Here is a 17,627-nt window from a genome sequence, read left to right as displayed (position 1 = left end):
GGTTCGTTAACCTGTTGGCACTTTCTATGAGGTCTGCACCGGCGATTTTCAAGATTCGTCCGGGGCCTTCGCCACGATCACCCGCGCCGGACGCAGTAGTCGGCCGCGCAGCTGATAGCCGCGTTGCACGACACTCAACACGGTGTTGGGCTCGACATCGCTCGAGGGTTGGGCCAGCACGGCCTCATGCACGCTCGCGTCGAAGGGCTCGCCGTGCGGGTCGATGGTGACCACGTCGCAACGCTGTAAAGCCTGTTCGAGCAATTTCGCCGTTGCGGCCTGCCCGGCTACCAGTGCCGCGACGTCGGCCTTGTCCGCATTCGCGATGGCGAGATCGAGGCTATCCTTGACCGGCAGCAGCTCCTGCGCCAGCCGTTCGGCGCCGAATTTGTGCGCCTGCTCGACGTCGCGCTGGGCGCGCTTGCGCACATTGTCGAGTTCCGCTGCGGCACGCAGGTATTGCTCCCAGTGGCCGCGCGCGCGCTCCTCACTTGCGGCCAGCTCGCTGCGCAACTGGGTCAGATCATCCACCACGGCCGCAGATTCGGGCAGAACGACGGTTTCCTCGCCGGCAATCGCTGGCTCGCCGGCTTTGTCGGTAGCTTCCTGACCGGTGTCAGGCATGTTAGAACTCCAGTATTTTCAATTAGTTATGGCAAGCCGGCACCGCCGACCTGCCCGCTGGCACAGTCATCTTAAACCACGACTATGGGGATCAGCGGCGTGAATTCAAGGCCGCGCCGAGCAATCTGGCAGTGACATCCACGATGGGTATGACCCGCTCATAGGCCATACGGGTCGGACCGATGACGCCCAGCACGCCGACCACTTCGTTGTCCGCGCTATAAGGCGCCGTCACCACGCTGCAGTCATCGAGAACGTGGTGCCCCGATTCCTGGCCGATGAAAATCTGCACGCCAGCGGCCTTCAGGGTGTGATCGAGCAGCGACAGGACGTCGCGTTTCTCGTTGAATGCCTCGAAGAGCTTGCGCAGCTTCTCGACATTGGACAGTTCCGCCACGCCCATGAGGTTGGTCTCTCCGGCGATAACGTATTCGAGGCGCTCGTCATCCGCGGGAAACACTCGCTCAGCAAAACTGATCGCGTCGAGCATGACCTGATTCATGTGCTCGCGCGCCTCCTTCAACTGCTTGACTATTTCGCTGCGCAGTTGCTGCAGGGTGCGGCCGCGAAACTGCTCATTGAGGAAATTCGCAGCCCGTTTCAGTTCATCGGCTGCGAAATAGCGGTCATGCACGATGATCCGGTTCTGCACTTCACGATCATCGAAAACGAGGATGGCGAGAATGCGCTTCTCTGACAGACCGACAAACTCGATCTGGGTGAGCTGGGCGTGGGACTTTCGCGGCATGGTCACGACGCCAGCGAGGCGCGTGACATTCGAGAGCAATTGCGAGGCCGTTGCGATCAATGCCTGGGAACTGTCGGCAGGGTTCAACAATTGCTCACGCAAGGTATGAATTGCGGCACTTTCGAGTGGCTGCACGCGCAACAGCGTATCGACGAAGAATCGATAACCCTTGTCGGTCGGGATCCTGCCCGACGAGGTATGCGGCGAAACGACGAAGCCCAGCTCTTCGAGATCGGCCATGACATTGCGAATGGTCGCAGAGGACAGATTGAGTCCGGATTCGCGGCTCAAGGAGCGCGACGCCACCGGTTGCCCGTCGCGAATATAGGCCTCGACCAGTGTTCGCAGCAGTTGCTGCGCGCGGTCGTTCAGCTTGTCATCGCCCTGGACTTGGGTCATTTCCGCTAACGCTCTGATTTTCTGAAAAAAACCACACCACCAGCCGATCAAAGCTAACCGTGTGACCCAAGTCGCGTCAAGACAGGTCGCTAGGCATGAATCACACCGTTTCGTGCACCAGATCACATTGGAACCAGTCGCGCCACATGTTAAAAAGCGACAGTCCTTGCGGTTTCAGAAAGTGATGCAATGCCTCGGATGCGGGTGGACGGCTGCGCCATCGTTGGCCGTCTGTCGGATCATAGAGTGCGCGAATCGGTCGCAGCGACTGCGCAGGTCCTGCGCGCGCGCGGCATTGCCGTATTCGTCGCTGCCGACACTGGCTCGACGGATCTACCTGATGAGGTTGAGGCCATTGCGGAATCCGAACTGCTGCACAAGGCAAACCTGGTGATAGCGGTCGGCGGCGACGGCACCTTGCTGCGGGCCGCGCAACTGGTCGCCGGGCGCGACGTCCCGTTGGTGGGGATCAATCGCGGCCGGCTCGGATTTCTCACCGACATCCTGCCCCAGGATGCGGCCCAGGCGCTCGAGACCATACTCGACGGCGATGGACTCGAAGACGTTCGCGCCATGCTCGATGTAACTTTGCGCGACGGCACGAGGACGCTGGCACGAGGCATGGCGCTCAATGACGTCGTGCTGCAGAAGGCCGAAACGGGCCGCATGGTCGATTTCGAATCGCGCGTCGACGGCACCTACGTCAACACCCATCGCGCCGATGGAGTCATCGTGGCCACCGCCACTGGCTCCACCGCCTACGCCTTGTCCTGTGGTGGGCCGATTGTTGCACCGACACTGGATGTGCTGGTCCTGACTCCAATCTGCCCCCACACGCTATCGGACCGCCCGATCGTGCTTCCCGCAACCGCCCAGATCGAAATCGCACTCAATGAGCGCGACGAGACACGCGCGCAGATCATGTGCGACGGGCAGGTACTGGCGGAAATAGAGCCAGGGCAGACCATACGCGTTGCAGTTGCGCCGCACGCCATCAAGCTTCTGCACCCGCGGGACTACGATTATTACCGGCTGCTGCGATCCAAGTTGCATTGGGGCCGCGGCGGCAATCACTCCGAGCGCTAGGACGCGACCATGCTCACACACCTGCAAATCAGCGACCTCGCGATCATCGACGCCGCGGAGATAGAGTTTGCTCCCGCACTGACGGTTTTGACCGGCGAAACCGGCGCGGGCAAGTCGATCATCGTCGATGCCTTGCAGCTGGCCGCGGGCGGCCGCGCCGCCGCAGAGCAGGTGCGCCACGGCGCCGAGCGCGCCGAGATATCCGCCACTTTTGCCCTGCAGGAGCCAGCGGCTGCACTGCGCGGCTTGCTCGACGAACAATCCATTCCCTACGAGGATGAACTGGTCGTGCGCCGTGTCGTCGGCAATGATGGTCGCTCCCGTGCCTACCTGAATGGCCAGGCCGTCGCGATCCAGGTACTTCGCGCTGTCGGTGAACACCTGGTCGATATCCATGGCCAACACGAATTTCAGTCGCTGACTCGCGCGAGCGCACAGCGCGAACTGCTGGATGCATTCGGAAAGCTGGAGTTGCTGGCCGATGGTGTCGCTGCCGCCCATCGCACCTGGCTGGCCTTGTTGAATCGCACGCTCGAACTCGAATCGCGCGCCCGCGATCGCGATGCGCGACTCGACATGATGCGCTACCAGGCGCGCGAACTCGAAGCGCTCGCGTTGCAACCCGGCGAGTACGAGCAGCTGCAGGCTGAGCGGGGCCGGCTAGCGAACCGCGGCAAGCTCGATCAGGCGGCCCAGCTCGCCGCGGCTGCCTTGTACGAGGCCGAGGATGGCAATGCCCACAGCTACGCCAGTCGCGCGCTTGCTGCCCTGCGCGCTGCGGCGCCGAGCGATGCGCGGCTGGCCGAACTGCTGCCCATGGTCGATTCAGCCGCCATCCAGATCAAGGAAGCCGCAGCATTGTTGCGCGGCTACATCGATTCGCTGGAGACCGACGTCGGAGCGCAGGAGCGCATCGAGACCCGACTGTCGGCAATCGAGGAGCTTGCGCGCAAGCATCGCGCCCCGGTTGCGGAGTTGACGGCTCGGCAGGCCCAGATCACTGCCGAACTTGGCGAGCTCGACGATGCCGAGAACAGCCTCGCGAACCTGCGCAAGCAACAGCAAGCGGCCCTCGCGACCTATCAGGCTTTGGCCAAGGAGCTGTCCGCCAAGCGCAGTGCGACGGCACGGATCCTCTCGCGCGACATTACGGCGCGCATGCAGACGCTTGGCATGCCGGGCGGGCGCTTTACGATCGACCTCTCACCGCTCGAGTCCGCCGAACCCGCGGCACATGGCTATGACAATGTCGAGTTCCGCGTCACGGCGAACCCCGGCCAGCCATTGCGTGCGGTCGCGAAAGTCGCATCGGGCGGTGAGTTATCGCGGCTGTCGCTTGCCGTACAGGTCACACGAGCGACCCGCGAGAGCCGCTGCATGGTCTTCGACGAAGTCGATACAGGTGTCGGCGGTGCTGTCGCTGAAATCGTCGGCCAGGAGTTGCGCAGCCTTGCCAATCGTGGCCAGGCACTGTGCGTGACTCACCTCGCCCAGGTGGCCAGCCAGGCGCACCAGCATTTGCGCGTAACCAAACTGACAGACGGTCGCAGCACACGCATTGCGATTCGTAGCCTCACTCCCGAGGAACGCATCGAAGAGCTCGCGCGCATGCTCGGCGGCATCGAAATCACATCGAAGGCCCGTGAGCACGCGCGCGAAATGTTGCAACGTGCCGATGCCGAGGAGCGTCCGGTTGCCAAGTCGCGCTCGCGCGCCAAACCCTCAGCCTGATCCCGTACTGCGGTGGGGGCAATTCTGCCGCCCGCAGCGACCGTACAGAACGAGCGAGTGGTCGGCGATCTCGAAACCCAGACGCTGCGCAGCCTCGACCTGGCGTCGCTCGATCCCGGCATCCATGAACTCTTCGACCCTGCCACAGTCTATGCAAACGATATGATCGTGATGGCTGCCTTCGTTCAGCTCGAATACCGCCATCCCGTTCTCGAATCGACGACGGGTCACGAGTCCCGCGGCCTCGAATTGCGTCAGCACTCGATACACCGTCGCGAGACCGATGTCGTGGTTCGATTCGAGCAGAGTCTTGTAGATGGCCTCGGCCGACAGGTGCCGGGAATCGCTGCCTGCAAGAATGTCGAGTATCTTGACGCGAGGTCCGGTGACCTTCAGTCCAGCTTTGCGCAGGTCGTCAGTCTCCACGGTCCCGCCCCTGCATTGCGCTAAGATAGGACATTATGAAACAGATCATGCGCGCCTGGCCATTATCCCTGACAACCGTGCTGCTTGCCGTCGTCCTTACGAGCAGTGGCTGCGTGTACCGCATGACATTGCAGCAGGGAAATTTCCTCGATCCGAAAGCGGTTTCACAGCTGCAGGTGGGCATGACCAAGGTCCAGGTGCGATACCTGCTAGGCACGCCAATGGTACCGGACGCATTCGACAGCGACCGCTGGGACTACGTTCACTACCTGAAGGTCGGGCGCTGGAAAAAACCGCAGCGACAGCGGCTGACGGTGTACTTCGTGGAAGAGAAAGTCAGTCGCATCGACAACGATGGGGTCGCGAGCGCTGCCGCCGACTCGGTTCCTGCATCGACCAGCGACACACCCGCCGAGCAGCCGTCCAGCCAATAGCCGAACCGGTTCTGACCGCGTTACCGACGCCGCCTGCGGCCGGCCAGCACGCGGCGGCGGCGCTGTTCACGCGGATCAAGCGCCAGCGGTCGCAATAATTCAACCCGATCGCCGTCTGCGGGAACATGATCCGCATCGACCACCTGGCCGAAGATCGCGATCGCCGTGAAGTCCTGCGGCAGACGATCACCACCTGGGGATTGGCGTGCCAGTTCGATAACCTGCGATACATTGGCGGCGGCCGGTACTGACACGGAAACCAGGCAGGCGGCATCGGGTTGCGCCGCAACGACCTGGCAGCATTTGACGGTCACGTATCGGGATCCGCCGCATCCGCGGGCAACTCGCGGGCGCGGTTGACGAACGCATCGAGGAGAGAGCCGACTGTCTGTGCGAACGCTGCTTCGAGTGCAGTGCGTAGCAATGCGTTGCGAAATTCGAATTGAAGCGCGAGCGCCACTTCGCAACCCGCGGCCCCGATTGGCGTGATCGACCAACCACCTCGCAATTGCGTAAACGGGCCGCTGACCAGTTCGATGCCGATACGGCGGTAGCGTTCCAGATCGTTGCGGGTGGTGAATTCAGTATGCAGCGGCCCCCGCTCGACACCAAGGGTAGCGACAACCGTATCGGCGGTACGCGACTCCACGCGTGCCAGGTTGCACCATGGCAGGAACTGCGGGTACGCCTCGATGTCATCGATCAGCTCGAATATCTGCTTCGCGGTCCGTGGCACCAGGCTCTTGCGTCGCACTTCACGCATCGCCGGAATTGTCGAAGATCACGGCTCGCGCTACAAGCTGCGCAGTCACAGTAGAATGTGGGGATGGGAGATTCGCCGCAGTGAAAAAAGACAGCTCCTCGGCTTTGATCGCCGAGAATCGCAAGGCGCGCTTCGATTATTTCATCGAAGATCGCTACGAAGCGGGGCTGGCACTCCTCGGCTGGGAGGTCAAGGCCCTGCGGGCCGGCAGGGCCCAGTTGACCGAAGCCTACGTCTATCTGCGCGGCGGTGAAGCATTTCTGATCGGCGCGCACTTTTCGCCGATGAAGACCACATCGACCCATGTGCCGGCCGATCCGGTACGAACCCGCAAACTCCTGCTGCAGCGCTCCGAACTGCAGCACCTGATTGGTGCCGTGGAGCGTCGCGGCTATACACTCGTGCCACTGGAGCTGTTCTGGAAAAACGGCAAGGCAAAGCTCCGGCTCGGCCTCGCCAAGGGCAAGAAACAGCATGACAAGCGCGCCACCGAAAAAGCGCGAGACTGGGAGCGGGAGAAGGCCCGGGTGCTCAAGAACCGATGACCCAGTCACCATGGAACCCAAGCGCCGCGGCGCGATCTAAGGTAAATTGGGGATACATTTCGGGGGCGACCGGTTTTGACGTGGGTCGCGAAACCTGAGGTGCGTGCCGAGGTGCAGTGGCCCTCGTTAAACACTGCTGCAAACTTTAGTTGCCAACGACGACAACTACGCTCTAGCTGCCTAATACAGCAGCTGACCTCTGACCGGCTGGTGCCTATGACACCGAATCAGGGGACGCGCTCATAGGATCGCGGCGCCTCGTGCGACAGGATGCGTCCGTTAAGAGTCACTGTCCGCTGGCTCGCCGTCTTCCCTGCTCCTCGGGTAGCGGTTGGCGAGACACAAAGAGAGAGCTACGCGCGTAGATCTTCAGATGTAGGGCTTGCGGACGCGGGTTCGATTCCCGCCGCCTCCACCAATTTCTCTGGGCCTGCCCCTTCTGGGCAGGCCCAGAGAAATTAGCGAACTCGCACGAATCACCCGCGTGCGCCACCGCGGTCCTCCAACCTGGCTCGTCGTGAACCGCGCCTCAGCAGCGCAGCTCACCCGACCCCGCGGGCGCGGTTGGTTCGATTCCCGCCGCCTCCACCAATTTCTCTGGGCCTGCCCTTCTGGGCAGGCCCAGAGAAATTAGCGAACTCGCACGAATCACCCGCGTGCGCCACCGCGGTCCTCCAACCCGGCTCGTCGTGAACCGCGCCTCAGCAGCGCAGCTCACCCGACCCCGCGGGCGCGGTTGGTTCGATTCCCGCCGCCTCCACCAATTTCTCTGGGCCTGCCCCTTCTGGGCAGGCCCAGAGAAATTAGCGAACTCGCACGAATCACCCGCGTGCGCCACCGCGGTCCTCCAACCCGGCTCGTCGTGAACCGCGCCTCAGCAGCGCAGCTCACCCGACCCCGCGGGCGCGGTTGGTTCGATTCCCGCCGCCTCCACCAATTTCTCTGGGCCTGCCCCTTCTGGGCAGGCCCAGAGAAATTAGCGAACTCGCACGAATCACCGGCATAGGCGTCCCCCGCCCCTCTGCCCCGGTACATCACGAACCGCGCTCTGGTGTCGGCCAATCGCATTTTGGGCTAACTGGCCGTTTACCGCCGTGGCGCAAGGTCCTGCCCGAAATGGACCTTGTATGTAATGGTTCCTTCGATGGCTGTCCCATTCAGCTGACCAGCGCGGTACTGTCCTGCTAACGCCGCACGCAGAGCAGCCTGATCGAGAGCGACGTGGCCAGATCCCAATACCACCAATGCCTCCACAGCGCATCCGCCTGGGTCAATGCGAACAAGCACCATGACCGTACCCTTCTCGCCGCGCTGACGCGAATTCATTGGGTAAAACTCACCCAGACCCGGCAGCGCGATCAATTTCGGGTGAGTGTCCGCCACCGGTGCGACTGGCGACGGGCATGTCCAATCGCGCACAACTGCCGGGAGTCGAACGCTTGGTCTTTCCGCGGATCCCGCCGCCTTGAACGTGTCGGCTGAGTGCGCTTCCTCGAATACGCGCCAGACCGCGGCGCGCCCAATCGCTTGATCGAAATTTCCTGTCGCAACGAGCCGCTGTATTTCGCTGTCAAAATCCCGTGCTTGCGCGAGTTTCGAGTCGATCTGTCCATAGCCGGCAAGGACCGCAAGGCGTTCGCGCTGCAACCGTTCAATCCAAACGCGCTGCTGCCAATAAACGAAGATATCGATCGCTTGAATTGCCAAACCGCACAATCGTCCTCTAAGAGCCTCCAGGTCCGCCAGATCCTTCGCTTGCGCGGTCTGTTGAGGTCTTGTTGTCGCCAGGTTGCGCACTGTCTCGCGGATTTCGTTTAGCTTCGTATTTGGAAGAACCCATCGCTCTACGTCATTTTTCAGACCCATCGTCAGCTCTGATGGCCAAGTTGTAATAGCCGAGGCCTTTGGTCGCGCATCCTCCAATGAATCGAGCGCATTGTTGATTTTCTTCAAGGTCTCAGCCCGCCGACTTGACCAATGCGCCGCTTTGCGCGGCACTGCACACGTGAGTGCAGGCATTTCAACAACATCGAGACCGTATAGATCCTCGGCGTCTGCACTTGGCTGCCACGCAAGGACTACCAGAACCATTAGGGTCAACGCTACGGACAAACATAGCCTCGACGAAGAGGCAATCTTTTGGTGCATCTTGACTAGTGACCTCGAACCGTGGCGCCAGTTATCGTGGTTGGTCCCACCAGTTCTCGCAGCGATATCTCCAACCAGGCGCGAACAGCCGCAACACTGGAGAACTGATATCTTGCCGCGGTGAATTTGCGCCGACCGACGTGCGCCGACACTCCACCGCATGCGTTTACAACAGCAAAACCGTCTTCATCGGTCAAATCATCGCCGACGAATACCGGGCGACGACCGGCGAAGGGTGGTTCGCGCATGAATTGCGCAATTGCTGAGCCCTTGTTGACGCCCGCGGGTCGCAACTCGCTGACCATCTTGCCATTCACGAGACTGTGATCTGGAGCCAGAGCGCCCGCGAGTCGCTGCATGTATCGACGCAACTCGCACCTTCGTTCCGAGGCACGCCGGTAATGCAAGGCGAGCGAGGCGTCTTTCACTTCCAACAGCAGACGGGTGTCTGCAGTAACGAGCGCGCGCATAGCGCTATATGCCGCCATCGGTAGTGGCAACCTGCGAAGTTGATGCACTCGACCACTCCCGTCACGGCGCCAATTGCCGTGCTCAGCGGCAACGGCAAACCTCGCGGGCGCGAATAGCCGATCAAGCTGATCTCCCGATCGGCCACTCACCAGCGCGAGGGCACCTTCAAGCCTGCCTGTAAGCTGCAACAACAATGATACAAGCGATGGATCGGCCACGACTGCGTCGGGCGTTGCTCGAATCCGCAGGAGTGTGCCGTCCACATCAAGGAACAGGGCTGTACCTGAAAGATCAGTCGCAGGAACCGTACGCCCGCAGGAGCTGGGTTTTTCAGGCATGCTCTGCACTTCGGGAATCGTCGCCTGTCGCCATGGAGCAATGCAATCTGGCCAGCGGAAGCAATAATTCTAGCCCGGGCGGCACCGGGTGATGCGACTACCTACGAGCCCGACGCTCATTACGTCGCCGCAACGAGCCCGTCGTGTCGTAATCGTCTCCAACCGCGTCACCCGGCCGGGATGCACGGCACACGCCGGCGGCCTGACCGTGGCGATCGGCGACTCGCTAACGGCAGAACCCACCACCTGGTTTGGCTGGAGCGGCCGAATCTCGAGGTCTGCGGCTGAACGTGAACCCGAATGCGAAGTTTGCGATCAGTTGCAAATACTGACCACAGACCTCACGGCCCACGAGCACGCAGGGTTCTATGCCGGCTTCTCCAACCAGTGCCTGTGGCCGCTGCTTCATCATCGCCCCGACCTGATGCAGTGCGACAATGAAGCCTTCGCGACCTACGTCAGAGTCAATCAGCGATATGCGAGCACGCTCATGGCGCGTCTGCACCCGGACGATCTACTTTGGGTGCATGACTATCACCTGATGCCGCTGGCGAGGGCCTTGCGGGCTGCCGGTGCCTGCCAACGGCTCGGCTTTTTCCTCCACGTGCCGTTTCCGCCATCGGAAGTCATTGCAAGGTTACCCTGGCACCGACAGTTGTTCAGCGCATTGCTCGAGTACGACGCGGTAGCGTTTCAAACCAGCAGTGACACCGACAATTTCCGCCACTACGCCCAGGCAGTGCTCGGGGCACAACTGGTTGACGGCTGCGATCTGCAGTGCGCGCAACGGCTGGTTCGCTGTCGCACGCTGCCAGCCGGCATCGATGTCGATGACCTCGCCCGACTCGCCCGCGCCGCGGACACAAATGGCGACACCGCAGGCTTGCGAGAATTCTTTGGCCGCGACCCGCTGATCGCTGGCATCGATCGACTCGACTATTCGAAAGGGCTGTTGGAGCGATTTCGCGCTTTTGAGCATTTCCTTGCCAATCGGCAAGCGCGAGAACACCGGGCCGTTTATGTGCAGGTCGCTGCACCATCGCGCGAACCGCAGGCGCACTATGCAAATTTGCGACTCGGCCTTGAGCACGCCGAGGAGGCCATAACACGACGCTTTGCGGAAGCCGACTGGGTGCCATTGCATTGCATCAAAGGGGTTTTGTCCCGCGGCACGCTGGCGGCGCTTTACCGAGTGGCGCGGGTGGGATTTGTAACTCCGATGCGCGACGGCATGAACCTGGTCGCCAAGGAATACATTGCCGCCCAGGATCCGGACGATCCTGGCGTGCTGATTCTGTCCGAGTTCGCTGGGGCCGCCGAGACGCTTCGGGAGGCCATCATCGTCAATCCGCTCGATGTTGAGGTCACGGCGAACGCCATTCAACAGGCGCTGCTGATGCCGCTTGCGGAACGTCAGCGTCGGCACGCGGCACTATGCCGTCGCATTCGAGGGCAGGATGCGCACCGCTGGCGACGCGATTTTCTCGCACTGCTCCGGAATCAGCCGGCAGCACATGTTCCAGGTGACGGCCACCGAATTTTGCGGCAGCCTATGGCATCTCGCGTTCGCAAGAGACAACGCGCTGGTGGGGAGTTGACTTGACCGCGAAAGACCGAATATCCGTGCTTACCGCGATGATGGCCCAATCCGTCATTCCGGTGTTCTACGATCCGGACCCCGAAGTCTGCCGCAATGTCATCCAGGCATGCGCAAATGGCGGCGCCAAATGCGTCGAATTCACGAACCGCGGTGAATTCGCTGCGCACACTTTTCTCGAGGTAGCGCGACACTTCGCCACCACCGACCCATCGGTCATCATGGGTGTGGGCTCCGTGGTCGACGCGCCGACGGCAGCGATCTACATCGCGAACGGTGCCCGCTTCGTGGTCGGGCCGCTACTCAATAGGGACGTCGCGCGGCTGTGTAATCGTCGTGGCATTCCCTACAGTCCGGGCTGCGGTTCAGCGACCGAAATCGGCGATGCGCAGGAGCTGGGCTGCGAAATCGTCAAGCTCTTCCCCGGATCATCGGTCGGAGGCCCGGATTTCGTGCGGTCTATCATGGCGCCGATGCCCTGGTCCCGCATCATGCCAACCGGCGGCGTCGATGCGACGGAGAAATCGCTGCGCGATTGGTTCGGCGCTGGCGTCGTTGCCTGCGGTATCGGCAGCAATTTGATTACCAAAGACCTGCTGCGGTCGCGGGACTACCCGGGTATCGAGCGCCGCGTGCGCGAGACCGTGACCCTTGCTGCGAAAATCAAGAAGGAAATCGCGCGATGACACCAGGTGAGAGCGTGACCGAGTCGTGACGGGGCTGCAGATCAGGCCCGCCGCACAGACCCGCTGGGACTGCGCCGCGCTCGGGGAAGTCATGCTGCGCTTCGACCCCGGATACGGGCGTGTCCGCAATGCACGCAATTTCATGGTCTGGGAGGGCGGCGGCGAATACAACGTCGCGCGTGCCATGCGAAAATGCTGGGGTCAACGTGCCACCGTCGTTACCGCACTGCCGGCCAACGACCTCGGCTGGCTGGTCGAAGACCTCATCATGCAAGGCGGCGTCGACATGAGCCACATGCTGTGGCGAGACTTCGACGGCATTGGCCGCAACACCCGGGTCGGACTGAATTTCACCGAAAAAGGCTTCGGGATACGCCCTGCGCTCGGTTGCTCCGATCGCGGTCACTCGGCTGCATCGCAGATCCGGCCGGGCGAGATCAACTGGCAGCGGCTTTTTGGCGACGAAGGCGTACGCTGGTTTCACACCGGTGGAATTTTCGCGGCGCTCGCGAGCAACACGGCGGAAGCAGTCATCGAAGCGGTCGAAGCTGCAAAGCGTCATGGCACTGTCGTGTCCTACGACCTCAATTACCGGGCATCGCTCTGGAAGAGCCAGGGCGGCATGGACGGCGCGCAGCGAGTCAATCGCGCCATCGCCCGCCATGTGGATGTCATGATCGGCAACGAGGAAGACTTTACCGCCTGCCTCGGATTCGCTGTACCGGGCGCGGATGAACACCTGACGAACATCGAGACTGCCGGTTTCAAGCGCATGATCGAGGCAGCCGTCAAGGCCTACCCCAATTTCAAGGTCGCCGCGACCACGCTACGTAACGCGCGTACGGCGACATTCAATGACTGGTCAGCCATACTCTGGCACGACGGCAAGATCTACGAATCGATCAAACGGGAGAACCTCGAGATCTTTGATCGTGTCGGTGGCGGTGATGGCTTTGCCTCCGGACTCGCCTTTGCGTTCCTCGAAAACAAGGGTCCGCAGGCGGCGGTCGAATACGGCGCCGCGCACGGTGCACTGGCCATGACCACGCCGGGCGATACCTCGATGGTGCGTGCTGCGGAGGTCGAAGCAGTGATGGCTGGCAAAGGTGCTCGGGTGATTCGTTGACCGACTTGCCCGCGCCGATGGTCGCGCCTTGGTGCCCGTCATGCCAATGGCACGGACACCTTCAGTCTATTTTTTCTCGGGCGCGGCCTTCGTCTCGGCTCGCGGCGCGACTTCATAGCCCAGCTGCTGCGCGATGCTGACCAGGTCGGAATTCCCCCACCTCTCGACGACCTTGCCATCGACAAAGCGATAAATATCGATCGCGGTCGTCGAATAGGATTTGCCAGTCGGCGGCTGCCCGAACATGCCCATCTTGTCCGTGGATCTGACCAGGGTCCGGACAACTACGTAATCGCCTGAGCAGATTATCAACTCATCATCGAGCACTCGCTCGGGATTGACTTTTTTCGACAGTGACCAGAACTGGGCGAGTTGCTCACTCGTTACGACTGAACCCGCGCCACCAGCATCGCTGTTATGTGAAACCACTTGACTTGCATAGAATTCCGCGACTCGCGACGCATCGCGCTCCATGAACAGCACCTGCCACATGCGCAGGTACTGGTCACGATTGCCCTCCTGCCCATCGCAGACAATCTTTGCATGATTGGTCATCTCTTCCGATGACGCCACATGCGCGCCGAACAGGAAAACCATGAGGCCCAATGCCAGTGCGCGTTTCAATTCAAATCTCCTTCATTGCCATTCTCCGGCAAGCTCGACCAGTTCATAAGTCTGGTTCAATCCATCAGAAGTCAATCGCACCGGTACACAGTCGTCCCCCGCCGCCCAGATGTCAAAATCATCGACGCCCGGCACTTCTACGCGGACATGTCGCGCCGTGAACTCGCCCGCCGGGACGGAAATCTCCTCATCGCCCAGGTCATGGACCCGCGCGGAACCAGGTGCGACCGGCACGAGCAATGGACCTGACCCACCATTGGCCAACAATGAACTCGCGAAATTCACGAACTGAAAGCTGTTCGGGCCGCCTGCGTGACGGCGCAACCGGCCGACGGTCCATGAGTCACCGTGCAAGGCGTGGGTACCGAAGCAATCAACCGGCGCGGCGAGATCGAAAATTTGTGAAAACCGCCCTTCGCGACTGGTATATCCCTCGCAAACGGCGTGGCCGGCGGAAAACCAAAACCAGCTCGAGCCGACGAACCGGTCGGCGATAAAGAGTCGCACGAATGCGTCCTGCGGCCGCCATTCGCGATCAATGGACAAGGTCACGTCGCGCGACAGCCTGTCGTTATCCATCTCGCACTGTACGCGAAGCGTCCGGGAACGGTCGGCATGCACCGTGAGCGAAAAATACTCGCGGCCCATCTCGCCAATGCCGTTTGTCATGAAAAGGATCTTGCCGCGGTAAGTGCGCTGTGCCGACATTGGCCAGGTATCCAGACGGGTCGGTCGCCCGTCGTCAGGGTTCGTCGAGAAAGATCTTGCCGGGATTGAGAATCCCGTTCGGATCCCAGGCCCGCTTGACGGCTTGCATCAGACCCACGACCTCAGGCCCTGCCTCCTTCACCAGCTTTTCTCGTTTGCCGAACCCGATTCCATGCTCACCCGTGCAGGTGCCGCCTACCGACAGCGCGCGGTCGATCAGTGCATCATAGACTGCCGAAGCGCGCTCGAACTCCTGGGGCGATGACGGGTCGACCAGGAAAACGACATGAAAGTTGCCATCGCCAACGTGTCCCACCATGGGCGCGAGCAGCCGTGCCGAGTCGATCGCCGAGCGCGCGGCGATCACGCTCTCGGTCAGCTCACTGAGAGGCACGCAAACATCCGCAACCACGGCACGGCAGCCTGGTCGCAGCGCGAGGGCTGCGAAATAAGCGTTGTGACGCACTTTCCACAGCCGGTCGCGTTCGGCGTCGTTCTCTGCCTCACCAACCACCTGTCCGTCAAATTGTCCAACCAGCGCGCGTGCCAGCTGCAGCTGCTCGGCCACCGCTGTTGCCTGACCCTGGAACTCGATCAGCAGCAGCGGTTGTTCGGGCAGCCGCTCACTGGCGTAGGCATTGCAGGCGCGTACCTGCACTTCGTCCAGGAATTCGATTCGCGTGATGCTGGTTCCGGACTGGCTGAGCGCCACCACGGTGTCCACGGCATCGCGCATGCTCGCGAACGAACAACGCAGGGTACCTGCCGCATCAGGCCGCGGATGCAGCCGCAGCGTGATTTCGGTAACCACGCCGAGCGTTCCCTCGGCGCCAACGAACAGGCGCACGAGGTCGTAACCCGCGGCAGATTTTCGGGCACGCGTACCGCATCGCACGACCCGGCCGTCGGCAAGTACCGCCTGCAGCGCAAGAACCTGCTGGCTCATCGCGCCGTAGCGCACCGTGGTCGTCCCCGATGCTCGCGTCGAGAGCATGCCGCCAACGCTTGCGTCTGCACCGGGATCGACAGGGAAATGCAGACCAGTGTCGCGCAGATAGGCATTCAGCTGCTTGCGGGTGATGCCCGGTTGCACGACACAATCAGCGTCCATGTCATGCACTGCCAGAACCTGATTCATTCGTGACAGGTCCAAGCAAATGCCGCCATAGGGGGCGCTGACATGACCTTCCAGCGACGTGCCCGCACCAAAGGGGATCAACGGCACGTCATGGCCGGCACAGAGCGTGACGATCGCGCTGACCTCATCGGTCGACTCGGGCCAGACAACGGCATCGGGCGGCGAACCTGCGTCGAACGCCTCGCCCTTGCCGTGCTGCTCGCGAACGCTCTGCACCGTACTGAGCCGCTCGCCATAGCGCGAACGCAGCTCGGCGACGACCGAGCCTGCACGCGCCCGTCCGTTCGTGGAGAGGAATCTTTCCGCCAGGCTCAACGACATGCAGTCTGCACAGCCGTGCCGGCGCTCAATAACGCGTCAGCGCCTGGTAGAGGTCGGGCCGCCGATCGCGAAACACGAACCAGCCGCGCCGCAATTCTGTTACGGCGTCGAGGTCAAAACTTGCCGTTATCACGGCCTCGTGCGCATCGTCCGCCTCGGCCACCTTGGCACCGGTTGGGTCGGCAATGAATGACGAACCGTAGAAGCGGATAAACAGGTTTTCCGGATCCTGGAGCGAGCGCTCGGTGCCGACTCGGTTCGAGACCACCATGGGCATGAGATTCGCCGCTGCGTGCCCTTGTTGTGTACGTTGCCAATGGTCCCGCGAGTCGATCGGCGCGGCCGGCGGCGGCTCCGAGCCTATCGCGGTCGGATAGCAAAGGAGCTCCGCCCCCATCAGCGCCATTGCACGAGCACATTCGGGGAACCACTGGTCCCAGCAGATGCCCACGCCGATTCGGCCCACTGCCGTGTCCCATACCCGGAATCCGGTATCGCCCGGACAGAAATAATGTTTCTCCTGGTAGCCGGGGCCGTTCGGAATATGTGCCTTGCGGTAGACGCCGAGGTTGCGACCATCGGCATCGAGTATCGCGACCGAGTTGAAACAGGCCTGCCCCGCTCGCTCGAAGAAACTGATTGGCAGCACCACGCCCAACTCCCGGGCCACCGATGCGAAGCGCTTCACGGCCGGATTGTCCTCTACGGCAGTGGCCAGGCGGAAGTGGCGCACGTCCTGCTCAATGCAGAAATACGGCGCCTCAAAGAGTTCCTGAAGCAGCACCAGCCGCGCACCCTGCCCCGCGGCACGACGCACGAGCGTCTCGGCTTTGTCGAGATTCGCAGCCGCATCCCAGCTGCAGGCAAATTGTGTTGCCGCCACCTTGAGCGAGCGCGACTTGTTGGCGAAATGAGCCGGTTCCATGAAGTGCAAGAATACCCCAATCCGGGGCCAGCACCTCAGCAGGAGCGGCGCCGAGCTCAGTGCAACCGTTGCTGCGACTGGTCTGTCAGTTGCGGAAACAGTGCCCTGTCGAGCGCTGCGACGTAGGTCGGGACATCAGCTGAACCGGGCACCAGGACGTGGTGGTTCAGCAACAGGTTGGGCGTCGCGGTGACACCCAACGATCGCAACCTCGCTTCGTCGGCACGCACTGAATCGAGTCCTTCTTCGCTGTCGGTGAAGCGCCGCAACGACTCTTCGCCGAGACCCGCGTCCCGCCCGATTTGCACAAGGCTCCCGGCCTCGGTCAGATCCTCGCCGAGTTCGAAATAGCCGCGGAAAAGCCTGTCGGCGAGCGCGCCCTGCAGGCCCTCGGCGGCCGCGAGGTGCACCAGCCGGTGCGCTTCACCGGTATCGGCCACATTGCGTATGGAATCGAAGCGAAATCCAATGCCGAATTCCCTTCCGGCCTCCCGCAGCCCCTGCTCCGCCATGCCGGCACTGACGCCAGGCGGCAGCCTGGTCGCAAGATGGCTCGCCCAGTCCTGCGGCGGCGCGGCATCACCCGCATGCATCCGCAATCCATGCCACCTGAACACCGGCGGTGTCTGACTGGAGAAGTTGCGCAGCGCAACGCCGAGTCGGCGCACGCCGATGAACGACCATGGACAAATGAAATCGGCAACCAGGTCGATGACCAGGTTTGGCCCCGCGGGCTGGATCAGTTGATTTGTGTTCGCCATGACGCCTTTATCGGGGCGATGCAGCGGT

19 protein-coding genes and 1 other RNA gene are annotated in these 17,627 nt (G+C 61.8%); 8 read left to right on the top strand and 12 right to left on the bottom strand.

The window, feature by feature from the left end:
- Window positions 1–48: 48 nt before the first annotated feature.
- Together grpE and hrcA are read right to left on the bottom strand one after the other, a co-directional pair.
- Complete coding sequence (gene grpE, locus R3E77_08300; protein MEZ5499414.1) at window positions 49–624, bottom strand: nucleotide exchange factor GrpE; 576 nt, start codon at window positions 622–624, stop codon at window positions 49–51.
- A gap of 91 nt (window positions 625–715) precedes the next feature.
- On the bottom strand, window positions 716–1,771 hold the full coding sequence (hrcA, locus tag R3E77_08295; protein ID MEZ5499413.1) for a heat-inducible transcriptional repressor HrcA: 1,056 nt from the start codon (window positions 1,769–1,771) through the stop codon (window positions 716–718).
- A 189-nt stretch (window positions 1,772–1,960) separates the two neighbouring features.
- On the opposite strand from hrcA, the gene R3E77_08290 reads away from it, so the two are divergent.
- Together R3E77_08290 and recN are read left to right on the top strand one after the other, a co-directional pair.
- Window positions 1,961–2,857: an NAD(+) kinase gene (locus R3E77_08290; protein ID MEZ5499412.1), complete on the top strand. Its 897-nt coding sequence runs from the start codon at window positions 1,961–1,963 to the stop codon at window positions 2,855–2,857.
- A gap of 9 nt (window positions 2,858–2,866) precedes the next feature.
- On the top strand, window positions 2,867–4,588 hold the full coding sequence (gene recN / locus R3E77_08285; protein MEZ5499411.1) for a DNA repair protein RecN: 1,722 nt from the start codon (window positions 2,867–2,869) through the stop codon (window positions 4,586–4,588).
- On the opposite strand, the gene fur is transcribed toward recN, so the two are convergent.
- Window positions 4,580–5,014, bottom strand: a complete 435-nt coding sequence (fur, locus tag R3E77_08280) for a ferric iron uptake transcriptional regulator (GenBank protein MEZ5499410.1) — start codon at window positions 5,012–5,014, stop codon at window positions 4,580–4,582. The genes recN and fur overlap by 9 nt on opposite strands.
- Before the next feature lie 35 nt (window positions 5,015–5,049).
- Between fur and bamE the strand changes: the two genes are divergently transcribed.
- Window positions 5,050–5,448, top strand: a complete 399-nt coding sequence (gene bamE / locus R3E77_08275) for an outer membrane protein assembly factor BamE (GenBank protein ID MEZ5499409.1) — start codon at window positions 5,050–5,052, stop codon at window positions 5,446–5,448.
- Window positions 5,449–5,468: 20 nt separating this feature from the next.
- Here bamE and R3E77_08270 read toward each other — a convergent pair whose 3' ends face one another.
- Entirely contained in the window at window positions 5,469–5,762 is a 294-nt protein-coding gene (locus tag R3E77_08270) for an RnfH family protein (protein MEZ5499408.1), read from the bottom strand.
- Window positions 5,759–6,211, bottom strand: coding sequence for a type II toxin-antitoxin system RatA family toxin (locus R3E77_08265; GenBank protein MEZ5499407.1), 453 nt, complete (start codon window positions 6,209–6,211; stop codon window positions 5,759–5,761). Before R3E77_08265 ends, R3E77_08270 begins: the two co-directional genes overlap by 4 nt.
- 80 nt (window positions 6,212–6,291) lie before the next feature.
- On the opposite strand from R3E77_08265, the gene smpB reads away from it, so the two are divergent.
- A complete protein-coding gene (gene smpB / locus R3E77_08260) occupies window positions 6,292–6,756 on the top strand; it encodes an SsrA-binding protein SmpB (GenBank protein MEZ5499406.1) in 465 nt (154 codons plus the stop codon).
- A gap of 61 nt (window positions 6,757–6,817) precedes the next feature.
- Window positions 6,818–7,174: a transfer-messenger RNA gene (ssrA, locus tag R3E77_08255) on the top strand.
- 668 nt (window positions 7,175–7,842) lie between these two features.
- Here ssrA and R3E77_08250 read toward each other — a convergent pair.
- Both R3E77_08250 and otsB read right to left on the bottom strand, forming a co-directional pair.
- Window positions 7,843–8,709, bottom strand: coding sequence for an energy transducer TonB (locus tag R3E77_08250; GenBank protein ID MEZ5499405.1), 867 nt, complete (start codon window positions 8,707–8,709; stop codon window positions 7,843–7,845).
- A gap of 200 nt (window positions 8,710–8,909) precedes the next feature.
- Entirely contained in the window at window positions 8,910–9,713 is an 804-nt protein-coding gene (gene otsB, locus R3E77_08245) for a trehalose-phosphatase (protein MEZ5499404.1), read from the bottom strand.
- Window positions 9,714–9,804: 91 nt separating this feature from the next.
- On the opposite strand from otsB, the gene R3E77_08240 reads away from it, so the two are divergent.
- From R3E77_08240 to R3E77_08230, 3 genes are read left to right on the top strand one after another with little or no spacing between them, the layout of a single operon-like run.
- Window positions 9,805–11,316, top strand: coding sequence for a trehalose-6-phosphate synthase (locus R3E77_08240; GenBank protein MEZ5499403.1), 1,512 nt, complete (start codon window positions 9,805–9,807; stop codon window positions 11,314–11,316).
- On the top strand, window positions 11,313–11,996 hold the full coding sequence (locus R3E77_08235) for a bifunctional 4-hydroxy-2-oxoglutarate aldolase/2-dehydro-3-deoxy-phosphogluconate aldolase (GenBank protein ID MEZ5499402.1): 684 nt from the start codon (window positions 11,313–11,315) through the stop codon (window positions 11,994–11,996). Before R3E77_08240 ends, R3E77_08235 begins: the two co-directional genes overlap by 4 nt.
- A 25-nt stretch (window positions 11,997–12,021) precedes the next feature.
- A complete protein-coding gene (locus R3E77_08230) occupies window positions 12,022–13,122 on the top strand; it encodes a sugar kinase (GenBank protein ID MEZ5499401.1) in 1,101 nt (366 codons plus the stop codon).
- 66 nt (window positions 13,123–13,188) lie between these two features.
- Here R3E77_08230 and R3E77_08225 read toward each other — a convergent pair whose 3' ends face one another.
- The 5 genes from R3E77_08225 to R3E77_08205 form a co-directional block, all read right to left on the bottom strand.
- The gene (locus R3E77_08225) at window positions 13,189–13,746 is read right to left on the bottom strand and encodes an ester cyclase (GenBank protein MEZ5499400.1); all 558 of its coding nucleotides are present in this window, start codon (window positions 13,744–13,746) and stop codon (window positions 13,189–13,191) included.
- Window positions 13,747–13,758: 12 nt separating this feature from the next.
- Window positions 13,759–14,415, bottom strand: coding sequence for a hypothetical protein (locus R3E77_08220; GenBank protein ID MEZ5499399.1), 657 nt, complete (start codon window positions 14,413–14,415; stop codon window positions 13,759–13,761).
- Between the two features lie 73 nt (window positions 14,416–14,488).
- Window positions 14,489–15,913, bottom strand: a complete 1,425-nt coding sequence (locus tag R3E77_08215) for an FAD-linked oxidase C-terminal domain-containing protein (GenBank protein ID MEZ5499398.1) — start codon at window positions 15,911–15,913, stop codon at window positions 14,489–14,491.
- Between the two features lie 25 nt (window positions 15,914–15,938).
- Window positions 15,939–16,838: an N-carbamoylputrescine amidase gene (gene aguB, locus R3E77_08210; GenBank protein ID MEZ5499397.1), complete on the bottom strand. Its 900-nt coding sequence runs from the start codon at window positions 16,836–16,838 to the stop codon at window positions 15,939–15,941.
- Between the two features lie 56 nt (window positions 16,839–16,894).
- Entirely contained in the window at window positions 16,895–17,599 is a 705-nt protein-coding gene (locus R3E77_08205; protein ID MEZ5499396.1) for a DsbA family oxidoreductase, read from the bottom strand.
- Window positions 17,600–17,627: the final 28 nt, after the last annotated feature.

This window comes from Steroidobacteraceae bacterium (assembly GCA_041395505.1).
Lineage (GTDB): Bacteria > Pseudomonadota > Gammaproteobacteria > Steroidobacterales > Steroidobacteraceae > JAWLAG01.
The sequence above is the reverse complement of the archived record's forward strand: the minus strand, read 5'-3'. Positions and strand labels throughout refer to the sequence as shown.